Below are 13,744 nucleotides of genomic sequence, written 5' to 3'. Positions count from 1 at the left end.
CTTTTGTCGGTGGTGCCCGGTAACGTCCCTGGTGTGAACGTTCAGGAACGCATCCAGGAGCTCGCCGACCGCATCGTGGCGCTGCGCGACGCCTACTACCGGGGTTCGCCGCTGGTGGCCGACGCGGAGTACGACGCGATCGAGGACGAGCTGCGGAGCCTGATCGAGGCGCACACGGAGCTGGCGCCCAACCCGAACCCCCTGGACCAGGTCGGCGCGCCCGCGGTGCTGCACGCGCCGATCCGGCACTCCCGCCCGATGCTCTCGCTGGAGAAGGCGACCGAGCCGGAGCAGGTCGCGGCGTTCTTCGACCGCTTCCCCGGCCAGCCCGTGGTCGTCATGCCGAAGCTCGACGGCCTCTCGCTGGCCGTCGTCTACGAAGACGGCCGCCTGGCCTGGGTGGCCACCCGCGGGACAGGCACGACCGGCGACGACGTCACGCCGCTCGTGCGGGCGCTGACCGACGGGATCCCCGGGCGCGTCGACGCGCCGGGCCGCGTCGAGGTCCGCGGCGAGGCGGTCATGCTGCGCTCCACGTTCGCCGCCTACAACACTGCGCACCCGGACAAGCCGCTGATCAACCCGCGCAACGCGGCGGCGGGCACACTGCGGGCCAAGGACCCCGCCACCGTCGCCGGACGGCGGCTGCGGTTCTTCGCCTTCGACCTCTTCACCGAACCCGACAGCGCCGAGACCGACCTCGGCAGCGCCCTGCACACGCTCGGCTTCACCGCGGCCGACATGCGGCGCTGCGCCGACGCGGCGTCGGCGCAGGAGGTGATCGGCGAAATCGAGCGGCAGCGCAACGAGCTGGACTACGACCTCGACGGCGCGGTGCTGCGGCTGGCCGACCGCGACGCCTACGCCGCCGCCGGGACGCGGTCGAGCTCGCCCCGCGGCGCGCTGGCGTTCAAGTTCGCCGCCGAGGAGAAGACCACCGTGCTGGCCGACGTGGTCTGGGACGTCGGCAAGACCGGCAAGATCGCCCCGGTCGCCTGGCTGGAACCGGTGTTCGTGGGCGGGACGACGGTCACCCGCGCGACGCTGGCCAACCAGAAGGTGATCCGCGACCGCGGCGTCAAGATCGGCGACACCGTCCTGGTGCGCCGCGCCGGCGACGTGATCCCGTTCGTCGCCGGCGTGCTGGACGCCTCGAAACGCACCGGCGCCGAGCGGGAGATCGTCCCGCCGGAGGTGTGCCCGTCGTGCGGGCAGCCGCTGACCGAGCAGGGCAACAGCCGGGAACTGTTCTGCACCAACGTTTCCTGCCCGGCCCAGACCGTGCGGCGGCTGATCCACTGGGCTTCGCGGGCGGCGGCCGACATCGACGCCATCGGCGGGGTGTGGATCGAACGGCTGGCCGAGGCGGGGATTCTCGAGCACCCGTCGGACTTCTACCGGCTGACCAGGGAACGGCTGCTGGAGTTCGACCGCATCGGCGAAGTGTCGGCCACCCGCATGATCGAGTCGATCGACGCGAGCCGGTCGGTCGGCCTGCGCCGGGCGCTGATCGGGCTGGCGATCCCGATGGCGTCCGAAGGCACGGCCGCCCGCCTGTGCCGGGCCGGGTTCGGCTCCCTGGAAGACGTCGCGGACGCGGGCGTGGACGGGCTCGTGGCCGTGGAAGACATCGGGCCGAAGGTCGCCGCCTCGCTGATCGAGCACCTCACCCGGTTGCGGCCGGAACTCGAGCGCCTGCGCGAGGCCGGCGTCTCCCTCGACGTGCGCGAGGAAGACCTGCCGCCGGTCGTCGCGGTCGGCGCGCCGCTGGCGGGCAAGACGGTGGTGGTCACCGGCGCGATCAGCGACCCGCGCTCCGGCGAGAAGGTCGCCCGCCCGACCTTCCAGCGGCTCTGCGAGAAGGCGGGCGCGACCACGGCGTCGTCGGTTTCGGCGAGCACCGACCTGCTCATCACCGGCGCCGACGTCGGGGCGAGCAAGCTGACCAAGGCCGAAAAGCACGGAGTCGAGGTCGTCGACCAGGGCGAGATCTGGCAGCAGCTGATCGCGGCCGGGATCGTCTAGCACCGCCGTCCCCTGTCTCGGTTCCCGGACGCGGGTCACCCGTTCGTGGCGCGGCACAGGAGACGACACTGGACGCGGGTAGCCCGCCTCGTCCGAAGGGATGCACGATGACCACGCCGCCGACCGACCTGGCGCTCGCCCGTCAGCGCCGCGTGCACGAGTTCCTCACCGCGCGGGGCTGGCAGCTCGAGGGCGACAGCGATCCCGGCGAGGCCTGGTTCGCCGACGACCCCCACGCCGGATGGCTCTATCCGGCCACCTTCGGCGGGCAGCACATCAACGAGGTCGCCGACGCCACGCCGGTCCTGTTGCAGAGTTACTTCACCTTCGACGACGACGGCGACGAGGTGTTCACCGTCGTCGCGGCCGGCAACCTGCACGGCAGCGGCTGCGCCGAACACGACACCGGCGAACGGTTCTTCTCCCTGACCGCGGGTGGCGATGTCGACCTCGACCCGATCGCCCCGCTGCTCGACACCCTCGAGCCCCGCGCGCGGAGCCTCGACCCGCGGGCGCTGATCGAGTGCCTGTACTTCGGGCCCTGCGAGCGGTGACGCCGCCGGTGTGACGTTGGCCACCGGCGGTGTCGCAAGGTACCGGCTTCCTCGGGAAACGGGCCGGGCCAGGGCGGGAGGCCGGAAACCTGCGTACGGTGGCAGCGAAATCCGGGCCGCTGCCCGTATCGTCTGTGACCAACCGCTTAGTAGGCTCGCGGGCACGAGCCCGCTTCTCAACGACGAGGAGGTCCCCCGTGACCGATTCCCCTTCCCGTGTCGCCGTGGTCACCGGTGCCGGCCGTGGCATCGGCGCCGCTGTCGCGGCACGGCTGGCCGAGGACGGCTTCGCCGTCGGGCTGCTGGACCTGGACGAGGCCGGCGTCAAGCAGGGCGCCGCGGCGATCGTCGCCAAGGGCGGCAAGGCCGTCGGTGTCGCGCTGGACGTCAGTGACGCCGAGCAGGTCGAGGCGGCCGTCACCCGCGTCGCCGACGAGCTCGGCCCGCCGGTCGTGCTGGTCAACAACGCCGGCATCACCCGCGACAACCTGATCTTCAAGATGACCGAGCAGGAGTGGGACTCCGTGCTCGACGTGCACCTCAAGGGCTCGTTCCTGATGACCCGCGCGGTGCAGAAGTACATGACGCAGGAGAAGTACGGCCGGATCGTCAACCTGTCGAGCACATCGGCGCTCGGCAACCGCGGCCAGGTCAACTACGCCGCCGCCAAGGCCGGCATGCAGGGCTTCACCAAGACCCTCGCCATCGAGCTGGGCAAGTTCAACGTCACCGCCAACGCGATCGCCCCGGGCTTCATCGCCACCGACATGACCGCGGCGACCGCCGAGCGGCTCGGCATGGGCTTCGAGGACTTCAAGGCGGCGGCCGCGTCGCAGATCCCGGTCCAGCGCGTCGGCACGCCCGACGACATCGCCCACCTGACGTCGTACCTGGTCAGCGAGGGTGCCGGGTTCGTCTCGGGTCAGGTCATCTACGTCGCCGGCGGACCGAAGGACTGAGGCCGATGCGGGAGTTCCAGAACCTCGACGAGTTCGCCGCCGCGGCGGGCGAGCACCTCGGGTACAGCGAATGGCTGAAGGTCACCCAGGACCGCGTCAACCAGTTCGCCGACGCCACCGACGACCACCAGTGGATCCACGTCGACGAGCCGATGGCGGCCGCGGGCCCGTTCGGCGGCACCATCGCCCACGGCTTCCTGACGCTGTCGCTGCTGTCGGCGTTCGGCCCGAAGATCTACCGGGTCAACGGCATCAAGATGGGCATCAACTACGGCCTCAACAAGGTCCGCTTCCCGCAGCCGGTGAAGGTCGGCTCGAAGGTGCGCGCCGGGGCCGAGCTGGTGGAGATCACCGACATCCCGGGCGGCAAGCAGGCGGTGTCGAAGTGGACGATCGAGATCGACGGCGAGGCGAAGCCCGCTTGCGTCGCCGAATGGGTCACCCGGTTCCTGGCGTGAACGACCCCGCCGGGGTGATCTCCGGCCGGGCCGCTGTACGACATACCGACTAGTCGGTATGCTCCCCTGAAAGAGTGCGAGGAGGCTGGATGAGCCGCACCGACCCGCCGGGTCTCGACCTGGGCCGCCTGCGCGCCCACCTGGACGCGCACCGGCCCGGCCTGGTCGCCGGGGAGCTGACCGCGGACGTCGTGGAGGGCGGCCGGTCGAACCTCACCTACGTGGTGGGCGACGGCCGGTCGCGCTGGGTGGTGCGCCGTCCGCCGCTCGGGCACGTTCTCCCCACGGCGCACGACATGACCCGCGAGTTCCGGGTGATCTCGGGTCTGCGCGACACCGCCGTGCCGGTACCCGAAGCGCTGCTGCTGTGCGAGGACACCGACGTCGTCGGGGCGCCGTTCTACGTGATGAGCTTCGTCGAGGGCACGCCCTACCGGACCGCGGACGAGCTCGCGGCGCTCGGCCCGGACCGCACCCGGGCGATGGCCGACGCGCTGGTCGACACGCTCGTCGACCTGCACTCGGTGGACCCGGCCGCCGTCGGGCTGGCCGATTTCGGCCGCCCGGAAGGCTTCCTGGAACGGCAGCTGCGGCGGTGGAAGAAGCAGCTGGACGCCTCCCGCAGCCGTGACCTGCCGGGCATCGAGGAACTGCACGACCGGCTCGCCGCGGCGGTGCCGGTGTCCGGGAAGCCGTCGGTCATCCACGGCGACTACCGCCTGGACAACGTGCTGGTCGACGGAAACGACGAGATTTCGGCGGTGCTCGACTGGGAGATGTCGACGCTGGGCGACCCGCTGACCGACCTCGCGCTGCTGGTGGCCTACGCCGAGCGCGACCGGGTGTCGCTGCCGTTCGTCTCGAACGCCAGCTCGGCACCGGGCTACCCGGGCACCGACGAGGTCGTCGCCCGCTACGCCCAGCGTTCCGGGCGGGACGTCTCGCAGCTGAACTGGTACGTCAGCTTCGCGTTCTTCAAGCTGGCCGTGATCCTCGAAGGCATCTACTACCGCTTCAGCAAGGGCCAGACGGTCGGGGCGGGCTTCGAAGGCGTCGGGGCCGGCGTCGCGCCGCTCATCGCGCACGGCAACGAGATTCTCAAAGAGGAGAAGTAATGGACTTCGCGTTCGACGAGAAGACCGAGGAGCTGCGCGGGCAGCTCCTCGAGTTCATGGACTCGCACGTCTACCCCGCCGAGCCGGTGTTCGAGCAGCAGCTCGCCGAACGCGACGACCCGTGGGCCATCCCGCCGGTCGTCGAGGAACTCAAGGCCGAGGCCCGCAGGCGCGGCCTGTGGAACTTCTTCCTCCCCGGCGACCACGGCGCGGGCCTGACGAACCTGCAGTACGCACCGCTGGCCGAGATCACCGGCCGCAGCATCCGGCTCGCCCCGACCGCGCTCAACTGCGCGGCGCCGGACACCGGGAACATGGAAGTGCTGGCCATGTTCGGCAACGAGCAGCAGCAGAAGCAGTGGCTGGAACCGTTGCTGAACGGCGAGATCCGCTCGGCGTTCGCGATGACCGAGCCGGACGTCGCCTCCTCCGACGCCCGCAACATCGAGACGGCCATCCGCCGCGACGGCGACGAGTACGTCGTCAACGGCCGCAAGTGGTACATCTCCGGGGCGATGAACCCCGCGTGCAAGATCTTCATCGTCATGGGCAAGACCGATCCCGAAGCCGCGCCGCACAAGCAGCAGAGCATGATCCTCGTCCCCCGCGACGCCCCGGGCGTCACGGTCAAGCGCGGCATGCACGTCTTCGGCTACGACGACAGCGACCACGGCGGCCACGCCGAGGTGCTCTTCGAGGACGTCCGCGTGCCGGTCGAGAACCTCATCGCCGGCGAGGGCGACGGGTTCGCCATCGCCCAGGCCCGGCTCGGCCCGGGCCGCATCCACCACTGCATGCGCGCCATCGGCATGGCCGAGCGGGCGCTGGAGCTCATGTGCCGCCGCGCGATCTCGCGCGAAGCGTTCGGCAAGCCGATCGCCCAGCAGGGCGTCGTCCAGGACTGGATCGCCGAATCGCGCGTCAAGATCGAGCAGCAGCGGCTGCTCGTGCTCAAGACCGCCTGGCTGATGGACACCGTCGGCAACCAGGGCGCGCACACCGAGATCCAGGCGATCAAGATCTCCACCCCGGCCACCGTCGAGTGGATCCTCGACAAGGCCGTGCAGGTGCACGGCGCGGGCGGCGTCAGCCAGGACTTCCCGCTGGCCGCCATGTGGGCCGGGAACCGCACGCTGCGCCTGGCCGACGGGCCGGACGAGGTCCACAAACGCTCGCTGGCCCGGCGTGAACTGAAGAAGTACCTCTCGGAGGGCGCGAAGTGACTGTCACCGCCGAAGACCTGACCCGCCAGGCGACGGAGTTCCTGGCCTCGCACGACCCTGCGTCCACCGACCGCCTGGAGTTCCTCCGGGCCCGGTTCGACGCCGGGCTCGCCTGGATCCACTTCCCCGCCGGGCTCGGCGGGCAGAACGCGCCGCGCGCGTTGCAGTCCGTTGTGGACATCGTGTTCACCGAGGCCGGAGCGCCGGACAACAACCCGCGCCGGATCGGCATCGGCCTCGGCATGGCCGCGCCGACCATCCTCGCCTTCGGCACGCCGGAGCAGCGCGAGCGCTTCCTGCGTCCACTGTGGACCGGCGAGGAGGTGTGGTGCCAGCTGTTCAGCGAACCGGGCGCCGGCTCCGACCTCGCCGCGCTGGGCACCCGCGCCGTCCGCGACGGCGACGACTGGATCGTCACCGGCCAGAAGGTCTGGACGTCGGGGGCGCACGAGTCGCAGTGGGCGATCCTGGTCACCCGCACCGACCCGGACGTGCCGAAGCACCAGGGCATGACGTACTTCCTGTGCGACATGACCGCCCCGGGCGTCGAGGTGCGGCCGCTGCGCCAGATCACCGGCGAGGCCGAGTTCAACGAGGTCTTCCTGACCGACGTCCGGATCCCGGACACCCAGCGCCTCGGCGCGGTCGGCGAAGGCTGGAAGGTCGCGCAGACCACGCTGATGAACGAGCGCGTCGCGATCGGCGGGTACGTCCAGCCGCGCGAGGGCGGCCTGATCGGCATCGTCGCGAAGACCTGGCGCGAGCGGCCCGAGCTGCGCACGCCGGAGCTGCGCGACCGCCTCGTCCGGCACTGGGTCGAGGCGGAAACGCTCCGGCTGGCCGGCACGCGGCTGCGTCAGCAGCTGGCGGTCGGGGCGCCCGGGCCGGAGGGCTCGGCCATGAAGGTCGCCTTCTCGGAGCTCAACCAGGCGCTCACCGGCCTGGAGGTCGAGCTGCTCGGCGAAGAGGGCCTGGCCTACGACGACTGGACGTTCCGGCGCCCGGCGATCGTCGACTTCACCGGCCGCGAGGCCGGCTACCGCTATCTGCGCGCGAAGGGGAACTCCATCGAGGGCGGCACCTCGGAGGTCCTGCGCAACATCATCGCCGAGCGCGTGCTGGGGCTGCCCTCGGAGCCGCGCGTCGACAAGGACGTCGCCTGGAAGGACCTGCCCCGATGACCGATCTGCTGTATTCCGACGTCGAGGAAGACCTGCGCGCTTCGGTCCGGGACCTGCTGAAGGACAAGGCTTCGGCCGAAGCGCTGCTGGCCCGTGTGGAGACGGCGGAGCCGTACGACCTGAAGCTGTGGCGCACGCTGGCCGACGAGGTCGGCGTCGCCGGGCTGGCGGTGCCGGAGGAGCTGGGCGGGCACGGCGCGTCGGCCCGCGAGGTGGCCGTGGTGGCCGAGGAGCTGGGCCGCAGTGTGGCACCGGTGCCGTTCCTGGGCAGCGTCGTGCTGGCGACGACGGCACTGGTGCACGTGGGCGCGCGCGAATTCGTCGGCCGGCTCGCGGCCGGGCAGGCGATCGGTGCGCTGGCCGTCCCGCTGTCGACGGCCCCGGGCGCGGGTTTCCCGTCCTCGGTGACGGCCTCCGCCGACGGAACTTTGAGCGGGCGGGTGGGGACGGTCGCCGACGCGTCGGTGGCCGACCTGCTGGTGGTCCCGGCCGCGGGACCCGACGGCCCGGGCCTGTACGTGGTCGAGGCATCAGCCGCGGCGGTGTCGGAGCTGATTTCGTTCGATCTGACGCGCCGGGTGGCCGACGTGCAGTTTTCGGACGCCCCGGCCACGCTGGTCGCCTCGGGCCCGGAAGCCGCCGCGGCGCTGGAGCAGGCGCTGCTGTTCGGCGCGGGCATCCTGGCGTCGGAGCAGACCGGGGTCGCCGAGTGGGCGCTCACGGAGACGGTGCGCTACCTGAAGGGCCGGTACCAGTTCGGCCGCCCGGTGGGCGGGTTCCAGTCGCTCAAGCACCGGCTGGCGAACCTGTACACGGACCTGGTCCTGGCCCGCGCGGCGGCCCGCAACGCGGCGGACGCGCTGGCCACGGGCACCGACGTGCCGATCGCGGTGGCGGTGGCCCAGGCCCGCAACGCGCCGATCGCGGTGAAGGCCACGGAGGAGGCCGTCCAGCTGCACGGCGGCATCGGGATGACGTGGGAGCACCCGGCGCACCTGTACCTGAAGCGGGCCAAGGCGGACGAGATCGCCCTGGGTACGCCGGGCAAGCACCGGGCCCGGCTGGCGGACCTGGTCGACTTGCCCGCTTGATCACGGCGCTGTCGCGAATGACTCATCGGGGACGTCGCACGTCCCCCGATGAGTCATTCGCGGCATCAGCGGCGCGCCCGGGCAGGCGAGCCGACCGCCTGAGTACGCGAACCGACCGTCCGGGTACGCGAGCCGACCGTTCCGGTACGCCGAACGCCGTCCGTGTGCGTCCCGCTACGCTCGCGTACCTGTACGCGCGCGCCGGATCCGGGCGATTTCATGAATACTGTTCAGGTTTTTTCGCATTTTCGCTCACCTGAGCGAAAATTCTGTGAGCCACGCCACTGCGGGAGCAAAAGGGTGGCAAAACTGCCCTTCTCCCCATGGTTCTCCCCGCCCCGCGGATCTAACGTGTGCGCCATGGAATCAGCCGTCGCGCCGACGGAAGCCGGTTTCCCCGGCACGCTGGAAGAATTGACCATCACCGTCGGTGATCACCACCACAGCGCGCTCGCGGCCGGGCCCGCCTCGGGTGAGCTCGTGCTCCTGCTGCACGGCTGGCCCGAGTTCGCCGACGCCTGGACCGAGCAGCTCCACGCCCTCGGCGAGGCCGGCTACCGGGCACTGGCCGTCGACCAGCGGGGTTACGCCGCCGGCGCGCGTCCGGACGGCGTCGAGCGCTACTCCCTCGACCTCCTGGTCGGCGACGCGCTCGCCTTCGCCGACAGCCAGGGCGCGGAGAAGTTCCACCTCGTCGCCCGCGACTGGGGCGGCATGGTGGCCTGGGCACTCGCGGCCGCGCACCCCGAGCGGCTGCGCTCGCTGACCGTGCTCTCCACGCCGCACCCGGCGGCACTCCAGTGCGCCACGGCCACCGACGACGGGCAGTTCCACGACCTCGGCTACATCCGCTTCTTCCGGCGCGCGGTCGGCAAAGCCGAGAAATACCTCTTACGCGACGAAGCCGCGCAATTACGGACTGTTTACAGCCGCCGGATTCCCGCCGCATTCGTCGAACGCGCCGTCGCGCGCCTTTCCGAACCGGGCGCGCTCACCGCAACGCTGAATTGGTACCGCGGCGCGACGAACGACGCATTCCACATCCCGGCCGGCCCGATCACCGTGCCGACGCTCTACCTCTGGGGCCGCGAAGACCCCTACCTCGGCCAGAGCGCCGCCGAGCTGACCGTCCACCACATCGACGCGGAGTACCGGTTCCAGATCATCGAGGGCGCGAGCCAGTGGATGGCGATGGAAGCGCCGGACGAGGTGATCGCCCTGCTGCTCGACCACCTCGAGCGCCACTAGCCCGCCGGCGGGCGAAGGGCGTCCAGGAGCAGGTCCGCGTAGTGGTCGCCGATCTGGCGGGCCGTCAGCGAGCCGCTCCGGTGGTACCACGAGCCCAGGTGGTGCACCGAGCCGAAGAAGAAGTCCACGACGACGTCGGCCGGCTTGTCGGTGCGGAACTCGCCCGAGGCCTGGCCCTCTTCGATCAGGCCGCGGAAGCGCTCGTGGTACTTGCGGCGCTCGGCGCGCACCGCCTTCTGCTTGTCCGGGGACAGCTGGTGCATCGACTGCAGGAAGATCGTGTTGTCGTCGAGGTTGTCGATACTGGACACGACGACGTCGGACGCGGCGGCGGCGAGGCGTTCCCGCAGCGGGGCGTCCGACGAGGCGACGCTCTCCAGCTGCCGGGTCTGCTCGCGCAGGACCCGCGCGTAGATCTCGTAGAGCAGGTCGTCCTTCGAGCCGAAGTAGTGGTACATCGCGCCCTTGGTGACGCCCGCCGCCTCGACGATCTCCTGCACGGACGTGCGGTCGAAGCCCTTCTTGGCGAACAGCTTCGTGGCGTGTTCCAGCAGCCGCCGGGGCACGGCGGCCTGGTCGTCGCCGGTGGCCTCGCCCGGCTTGCGGGTGCTTGCTCGAGTCACCGCAGGACCCCCTCTCAGGACGCATCAGGATAACGCCACGACAGGAACCGCCGCGGGTTGTCCACGAGCATCGTCGTGATGTCCGTTTCGGACACCCCGCGTTCCCGCAGCGCCGGCAGCACGTCCCGGGTGATGTGCAGGTAGTGCCAGTTCGGCGTGAGTGACGGCAGCTGCTCGGCGGGCAGCCAGTCGATGTAGCAGGACGCGTCGTGCGAGAGCACCATGCTGCCCGCGTAGCCGCGTTCGCACAGCGCCGCGACCGTGTTCACCCGCTCCTCGAACGGCAGCAGCAGGTCGAGGCCGAACCGGTCCATGCCGAGCAGCGAGCCGCGGTCGGCCAGTTCCAGCAGATAGCCCAGGTCCGCCGAGTCGCCCGAGTGGCCGATCAGCACCCGGGTCAGGTCGACGCCCTCGGACGCGAAGATGTCCTGCTGCTCCAGCCCGCGCCGCGTACCCGCGTGCGTGTGCGTCATGATCGGCGCTCCCGTCTCGGCGTGTGCCTTCGCCACCGCGCGCAGCACGCGCTCGACACCGGGTGTCACGCCCGGTTCGTCGGTCGCACATTTGAGCAGGCCCGCCTTGACGCCGGTGCCGGCGATGCCCTCGCGGAGGTCCCCGACGAACATCCCGATGAGCGGGTCTTCGCCCTGCAGCAGCGTGCCGGGCCCGCGGTAGTGCAGGTAATGCGGCACGTCGTTGTAGGTGTACAGCCCGGTCGCCACGACGATGTTGACGTCGACCTCGGCCGCGACCCGCTGCACGCGCGGGATGTAGCGGCCGAGCCCGATCACCGTCGGGTCGACGATCGTGTCGATCCCGGCGTCCTTGAGCTCCCGGAGCCGCCGGATCGCCTCGGGGACGTGCTCTTCCTCGCGGAACCCTTCGTGCTCCGGGTAGTTCGCGGCGAATTCGGGGCTCAGCACGAAGAGGTGCTCGTGCATCAGCACCCGGCCGAGCGCTTCCGGCGCGATCGCGCCACGGACCGTCTCGACCACCGGGCTACCCCCTGGCCCGCAGTTCGCGGCGCAGGATCTTGCCGCTGGTGGTCTTCGGCAGCTCGTCGAGGACTTCGATGGTGCGCGGGTACTTGTAGGCGGCGAGCCGTTCCTTGCACCAGGCCACCAGCTCGGCGGGGTCTGCGTTCGCGCCCGGCGCCGGACTCACATAGGCCTTGACCGTCTCGCCGCGGTACTCGTCGGCGATCCCGACGACGGCGGCTTCGCGGACCGCTGGGTGCGTGTACAGGACGTCTTCGACTTCGCGCGGCCACACCTTGAAGCCGGACGCGTTGATCATGTCCTTCTTGCGGTCGACGACGTAGACCCAGCCGCGTTCGTCCATGAACCCGATGTCGCCGGTGAGCAGCCGCCCGCCGGGCAGGGCTTCGGCGGTGGCGTCCGGGCGGTTCCAGTAGCCCGAGACGACCATCGGCCCCTCGACGGCGATCTCCCCCGGCTGCCCGGGCGGCAGCTCTTCACCGTTCTCGCCGAGGATGCGGACGATCGTGTCCGGGACCGGCAGGCCGATCGAGATGGTGCCGGACCCCGGATCGATCGGGGCTTCCAGCGTGCCCGGCACGACGACGCAGCCGGCCGTGGTTTCGGTGAGGCCGTAGCCGTTGTGGATGTAGTGCCCGGTCTTCGCGCGGAACGCCTCGACGACGGCGGGTGGCAGCGCGGCACCGCCGGAGTAGAGCAGCGCGAACGACGCGAAGTGCGCACGGCTGAACGACGGGTGGGCCATCAGCGCCATGTAGGCCGTGGACGGCCCGACCGTGTACGACGGCTGGTGCTCGAGGAAGGCGTCGAGCACCACGCCGGGTTCGAAGCGGTAGGCGAGGGCCAGGGTGCCCTCGATGTCGATCGCCGAGCCGACCTCGCAGACCATGCCGGTGATGTGGAACAGCGGTGCGAGCCCGAACAGGGTCGAGCCCGCGGGCAGGCCGCTGAAGGCGCCGAGCCCGGCGGCGTTGGTGCCGACGTTGCCGTGGGTGTTGGTGGCACCCTTCGGTGTGCCGCTCGTGCCGGAGGTGTAGCTGATCAACGCCGTGTCGTCGAGCGCGAAGGCGGGCTCCGGCGGCTTCGGCCCCGGGGTGGCCGCGGCTTCGAGCAGTTCGACGGCACCCGGGGTCTCTTCGCGGACGACCTTGCCCAGCACGCGTTCGTCGTCGCGGGTCTGGAACTCCAGTTCGCTGGTGGTGAGCGCGATCCCGACCGGGCTGTCCCGCACCGTGTCCGCGATGTAGGCGTTCCAGCCCCGCTGCGAGCAGACGATCGCCTTGACGCCGGCGTCGGTGAGCACGTGGGTGAGTTCGCGTTCGCGGTACATCGGGTTGACCGGCACCACGATCCCGCCGGCCTTCCACGCGCCCAGCAGGGCGATGACGAACTGGGGGATGTTCTGCAGCACCAGGGCGAGCCGGTCGCCGCGGGCGAAGCCGTGCGCCGCCAGGTACCGCGCGAAGCCGTCGGAGAGCTCGTCGACCTCGCGGTAGCTCAGCCGCGCGTCGAAGTACGCGATCGCCGCCCGGTCGGGGACGTGGTCCGCGGCCCGGCGGAACGTCTCGGGCAGCGTCGTCGGCTTCGCCGGTCCCGCGGCCCGCGCCCGTTCGTCGTAGCTCGCGAGCCAGGGCTTCGCGTCGTACCAGCTCATCCAGCGACCTCCTTTGGACACCGACCAGTCGGTATGTCGAAGCTAGGAGGCCACGCCGGGCACGTCAAGTCCCGCCGGCGCGAAAGAATTGCGCGAAAACAATTCCGGCGCACCGAACAATGCAGCCAGACAACACCCTTCACCCGGTTACACGTACCCCGGTTCGGACTGGTTCAGATTTTCTTTTCCTTCCGGATCACACTGGACAAACCGCTGGTCCAGAGGTCACCATGACGTCGGCGATTCCACAGGAACCGCCCCATCCGAAAACCTCGCCGCACCCCCCGAAGGCGGCGGAGTACCCACATGTTCACGCTAACTCATCGCACGAAAACGGAGTCATTCATGCCTGCTACCGGTGGACGACACCGCCTGTCCCGGCGGACGAAGATCGCGACCGGGGCGCTCGCCCTCGCGATCGCGGGCGGCGCACTGGCGGTCGCGACGACCTTCGGTGACCCCGGCGCCGCGAACGCCGCGTCCAACAACCAAGCGGCGGCGGTCGGGCAGATCTCCTGCCCCGACGTGGCGAGCAAGCTCCCGGCCATCCCCGCCCAGGCCCAGGCGGAGGTCACGCGCAACCTCGACCTGCTGAACACCCAGATCGGCGAAGCC

General features: G+C 70.7%; 12 protein-coding genes and 1 pseudogene. 10 read left to right on the top strand and 3 right to left on the bottom strand.

The window, feature by feature from the left end; translation table 11 throughout:
- Positions 1 to 33 precede the first annotated feature (33 nt).
- The 9 genes from ligA to CF165_RS38920 all read left to right on the top strand — a co-directional run bounded on the left by ligA (position 34) and on the right by CF165_RS38920 (position 9,854).
- On the top strand, positions 34 to 2,025 hold the full coding sequence (ligA, locus tag CF165_RS38960; protein ID WP_093952616.1) for an NAD-dependent DNA ligase LigA: 1,992 nt from the start codon (positions 34 to 36) through the stop codon (positions 2,023 to 2,025).
- 107 nt (positions 2,026 to 2,132) lie between these two features.
- Positions 2,133 to 2,579 (top strand): hypothetical protein, encoded by a 447-nt coding sequence (locus tag CF165_RS38955; RefSeq protein ID WP_093952615.1) that lies wholly within the window; start codon positions 2,133 to 2,135, stop codon positions 2,577 to 2,579.
- A gap of 197 nt (positions 2,580 to 2,776) precedes the next feature.
- Positions 2,777 to 3,538 (top strand): 3-oxoacyl-ACP reductase FabG, encoded by a 762-nt coding sequence (gene fabG, locus CF165_RS38950; RefSeq protein WP_093952614.1) that lies wholly within the window; start codon positions 2,777 to 2,779, stop codon positions 3,536 to 3,538.
- Positions 3,539 to 3,543: 5 nt separating this feature from the next.
- Positions 3,544 to 3,996 (top strand): MaoC family dehydratase, encoded by a 453-nt coding sequence (locus tag CF165_RS38945; RefSeq protein WP_093952613.1) that lies wholly within the window; start codon positions 3,544 to 3,546, stop codon positions 3,994 to 3,996.
- Positions 3,997 to 4,085: 89 nt separating this feature from the next.
- The gene (locus CF165_RS38940) at positions 4,086 to 5,111 is read left to right on the top strand and encodes a phosphotransferase family protein (RefSeq protein ID WP_093952612.1); all 1,026 of its coding nucleotides are present in this window, start codon (positions 4,086 to 4,088) and stop codon (positions 5,109 to 5,111) included.
- On the top strand, positions 5,111 to 6,334 hold the full coding sequence (locus CF165_RS38935; RefSeq protein WP_093952611.1) for an acyl-CoA dehydrogenase family protein: 1,224 nt from the start codon (positions 5,111 to 5,113) through the stop codon (positions 6,332 to 6,334). The genes CF165_RS38940 and CF165_RS38935 overlap by 1 nt, the downstream gene beginning before the upstream one ends.
- A complete protein-coding gene (locus CF165_RS38930) occupies positions 6,331 to 7,515 on the top strand; it encodes an acyl-CoA dehydrogenase family protein (RefSeq protein ID WP_093952610.1) in 1,185 nt (394 codons plus the stop codon). Before CF165_RS38935 ends, CF165_RS38930 begins: the two co-directional genes overlap by 4 nt.
- Positions 7,512 to 8,606 (top strand): acyl-CoA dehydrogenase family protein, encoded by a 1,095-nt coding sequence (locus CF165_RS38925; protein WP_167441707.1) that lies wholly within the window; start codon positions 7,512 to 7,514, stop codon positions 8,604 to 8,606. Before CF165_RS38930 ends, CF165_RS38925 begins: the two co-directional genes overlap by 4 nt.
- A 360-nt stretch (positions 8,607 to 8,966) precedes the next feature.
- Entirely contained in the window at positions 8,967 to 9,854 is an 888-nt protein-coding gene (locus CF165_RS38920) for an alpha/beta fold hydrolase (RefSeq protein WP_093952609.1), read from the top strand.
- On the opposite strand, the gene CF165_RS38915 is transcribed toward CF165_RS38920, so the two are convergent.
- The 3 genes from CF165_RS38915 to CF165_RS38905 are packed head-to-tail and all read right to left on the bottom strand — an operon-like array spanning position 9,851 to position 13,129.
- Complete coding sequence (locus tag CF165_RS38915) at positions 9,851 to 10,477, bottom strand: TetR/AcrR family transcriptional regulator (protein WP_093952608.1); 627 nt, start codon at positions 10,475 to 10,477, stop codon at positions 9,851 to 9,853. The two genes, CF165_RS38920 and CF165_RS38915, sit on opposite strands and share 4 nt — an antisense overlap.
- Before the next feature lie 14 nt (positions 10,478 to 10,491).
- Complete coding sequence (locus CF165_RS38910) at positions 10,492 to 11,472, bottom strand: phosphotriesterase family protein (RefSeq protein ID WP_093952607.1); 981 nt, start codon at positions 11,470 to 11,472, stop codon at positions 10,492 to 10,494.
- A gap of 4 nt (positions 11,473 to 11,476) precedes the next feature.
- Positions 11,477 to 13,129: an AMP-binding protein gene (locus tag CF165_RS38905; RefSeq protein WP_093952606.1), complete on the bottom strand. Its 1,653-nt coding sequence runs from the start codon at positions 13,127 to 13,129 to the stop codon at positions 11,477 to 11,479.
- A 345-nt stretch (positions 13,130 to 13,474) separates the two neighbouring features.
- Here CF165_RS38905 and CF165_RS38900 point away from each other — a divergent pair.
- A pseudogene (locus tag CF165_RS38900) lies at positions 13,475 to 13,744 on the top strand (hypothetical protein); the annotation flags it as partial.

Source organism: Amycolatopsis vastitatis (genome assembly GCF_002234595.1).
Taxonomy (GTDB): Bacteria; Actinomycetota; Actinomycetes; order Mycobacteriales; family Pseudonocardiaceae; genus Amycolatopsis; species Amycolatopsis vastitatis.
Note: the sequence above shows the minus strand (reverse complement) of the source record. Positions and strands in the feature narration are given on the sequence as shown.

Coding starts and splice junctions, on each gene's coding strand:
- CF165_RS38925 (WP_167441707.1), top strand. CDS start 7,512: ATGACCGATCTGCTGTATTCCGACGTCGAGGAAGACCTGCGCGCTTCG.
- CF165_RS38905 (WP_093952606.1), bottom strand. CDS start 13,129: ATGAGCTGGTACGACGCGAAGCCCTGGCTCGCGAGCTACGACGAACGG.
- CF165_RS38935 (WP_093952611.1), top strand. CDS start 5,111: ATGGACTTCGCGTTCGACGAGAAGACCGAGGAGCTGCGCGGGCAGCTC.
- CF165_RS38945 (WP_093952613.1), top strand. CDS start 3,544: ATGCGGGAGTTCCAGAACCTCGACGAGTTCGCCGCCGCGGCGGGCGAG.
- CF165_RS38920 (WP_093952609.1), top strand. CDS start 8,967: ATGGAATCAGCCGTCGCGCCGACGGAAGCCGGTTTCCCCGGCACGCTG.
- CF165_RS38955 (WP_093952615.1), top strand. CDS start 2,133: ATGACCACGCCGCCGACCGACCTGGCGCTCGCCCGTCAGCGCCGCGTG.
- CF165_RS38940 (WP_093952612.1), top strand. CDS start 4,086: ATGAGCCGCACCGACCCGCCGGGTCTCGACCTGGGCCGCCTGCGCGCC.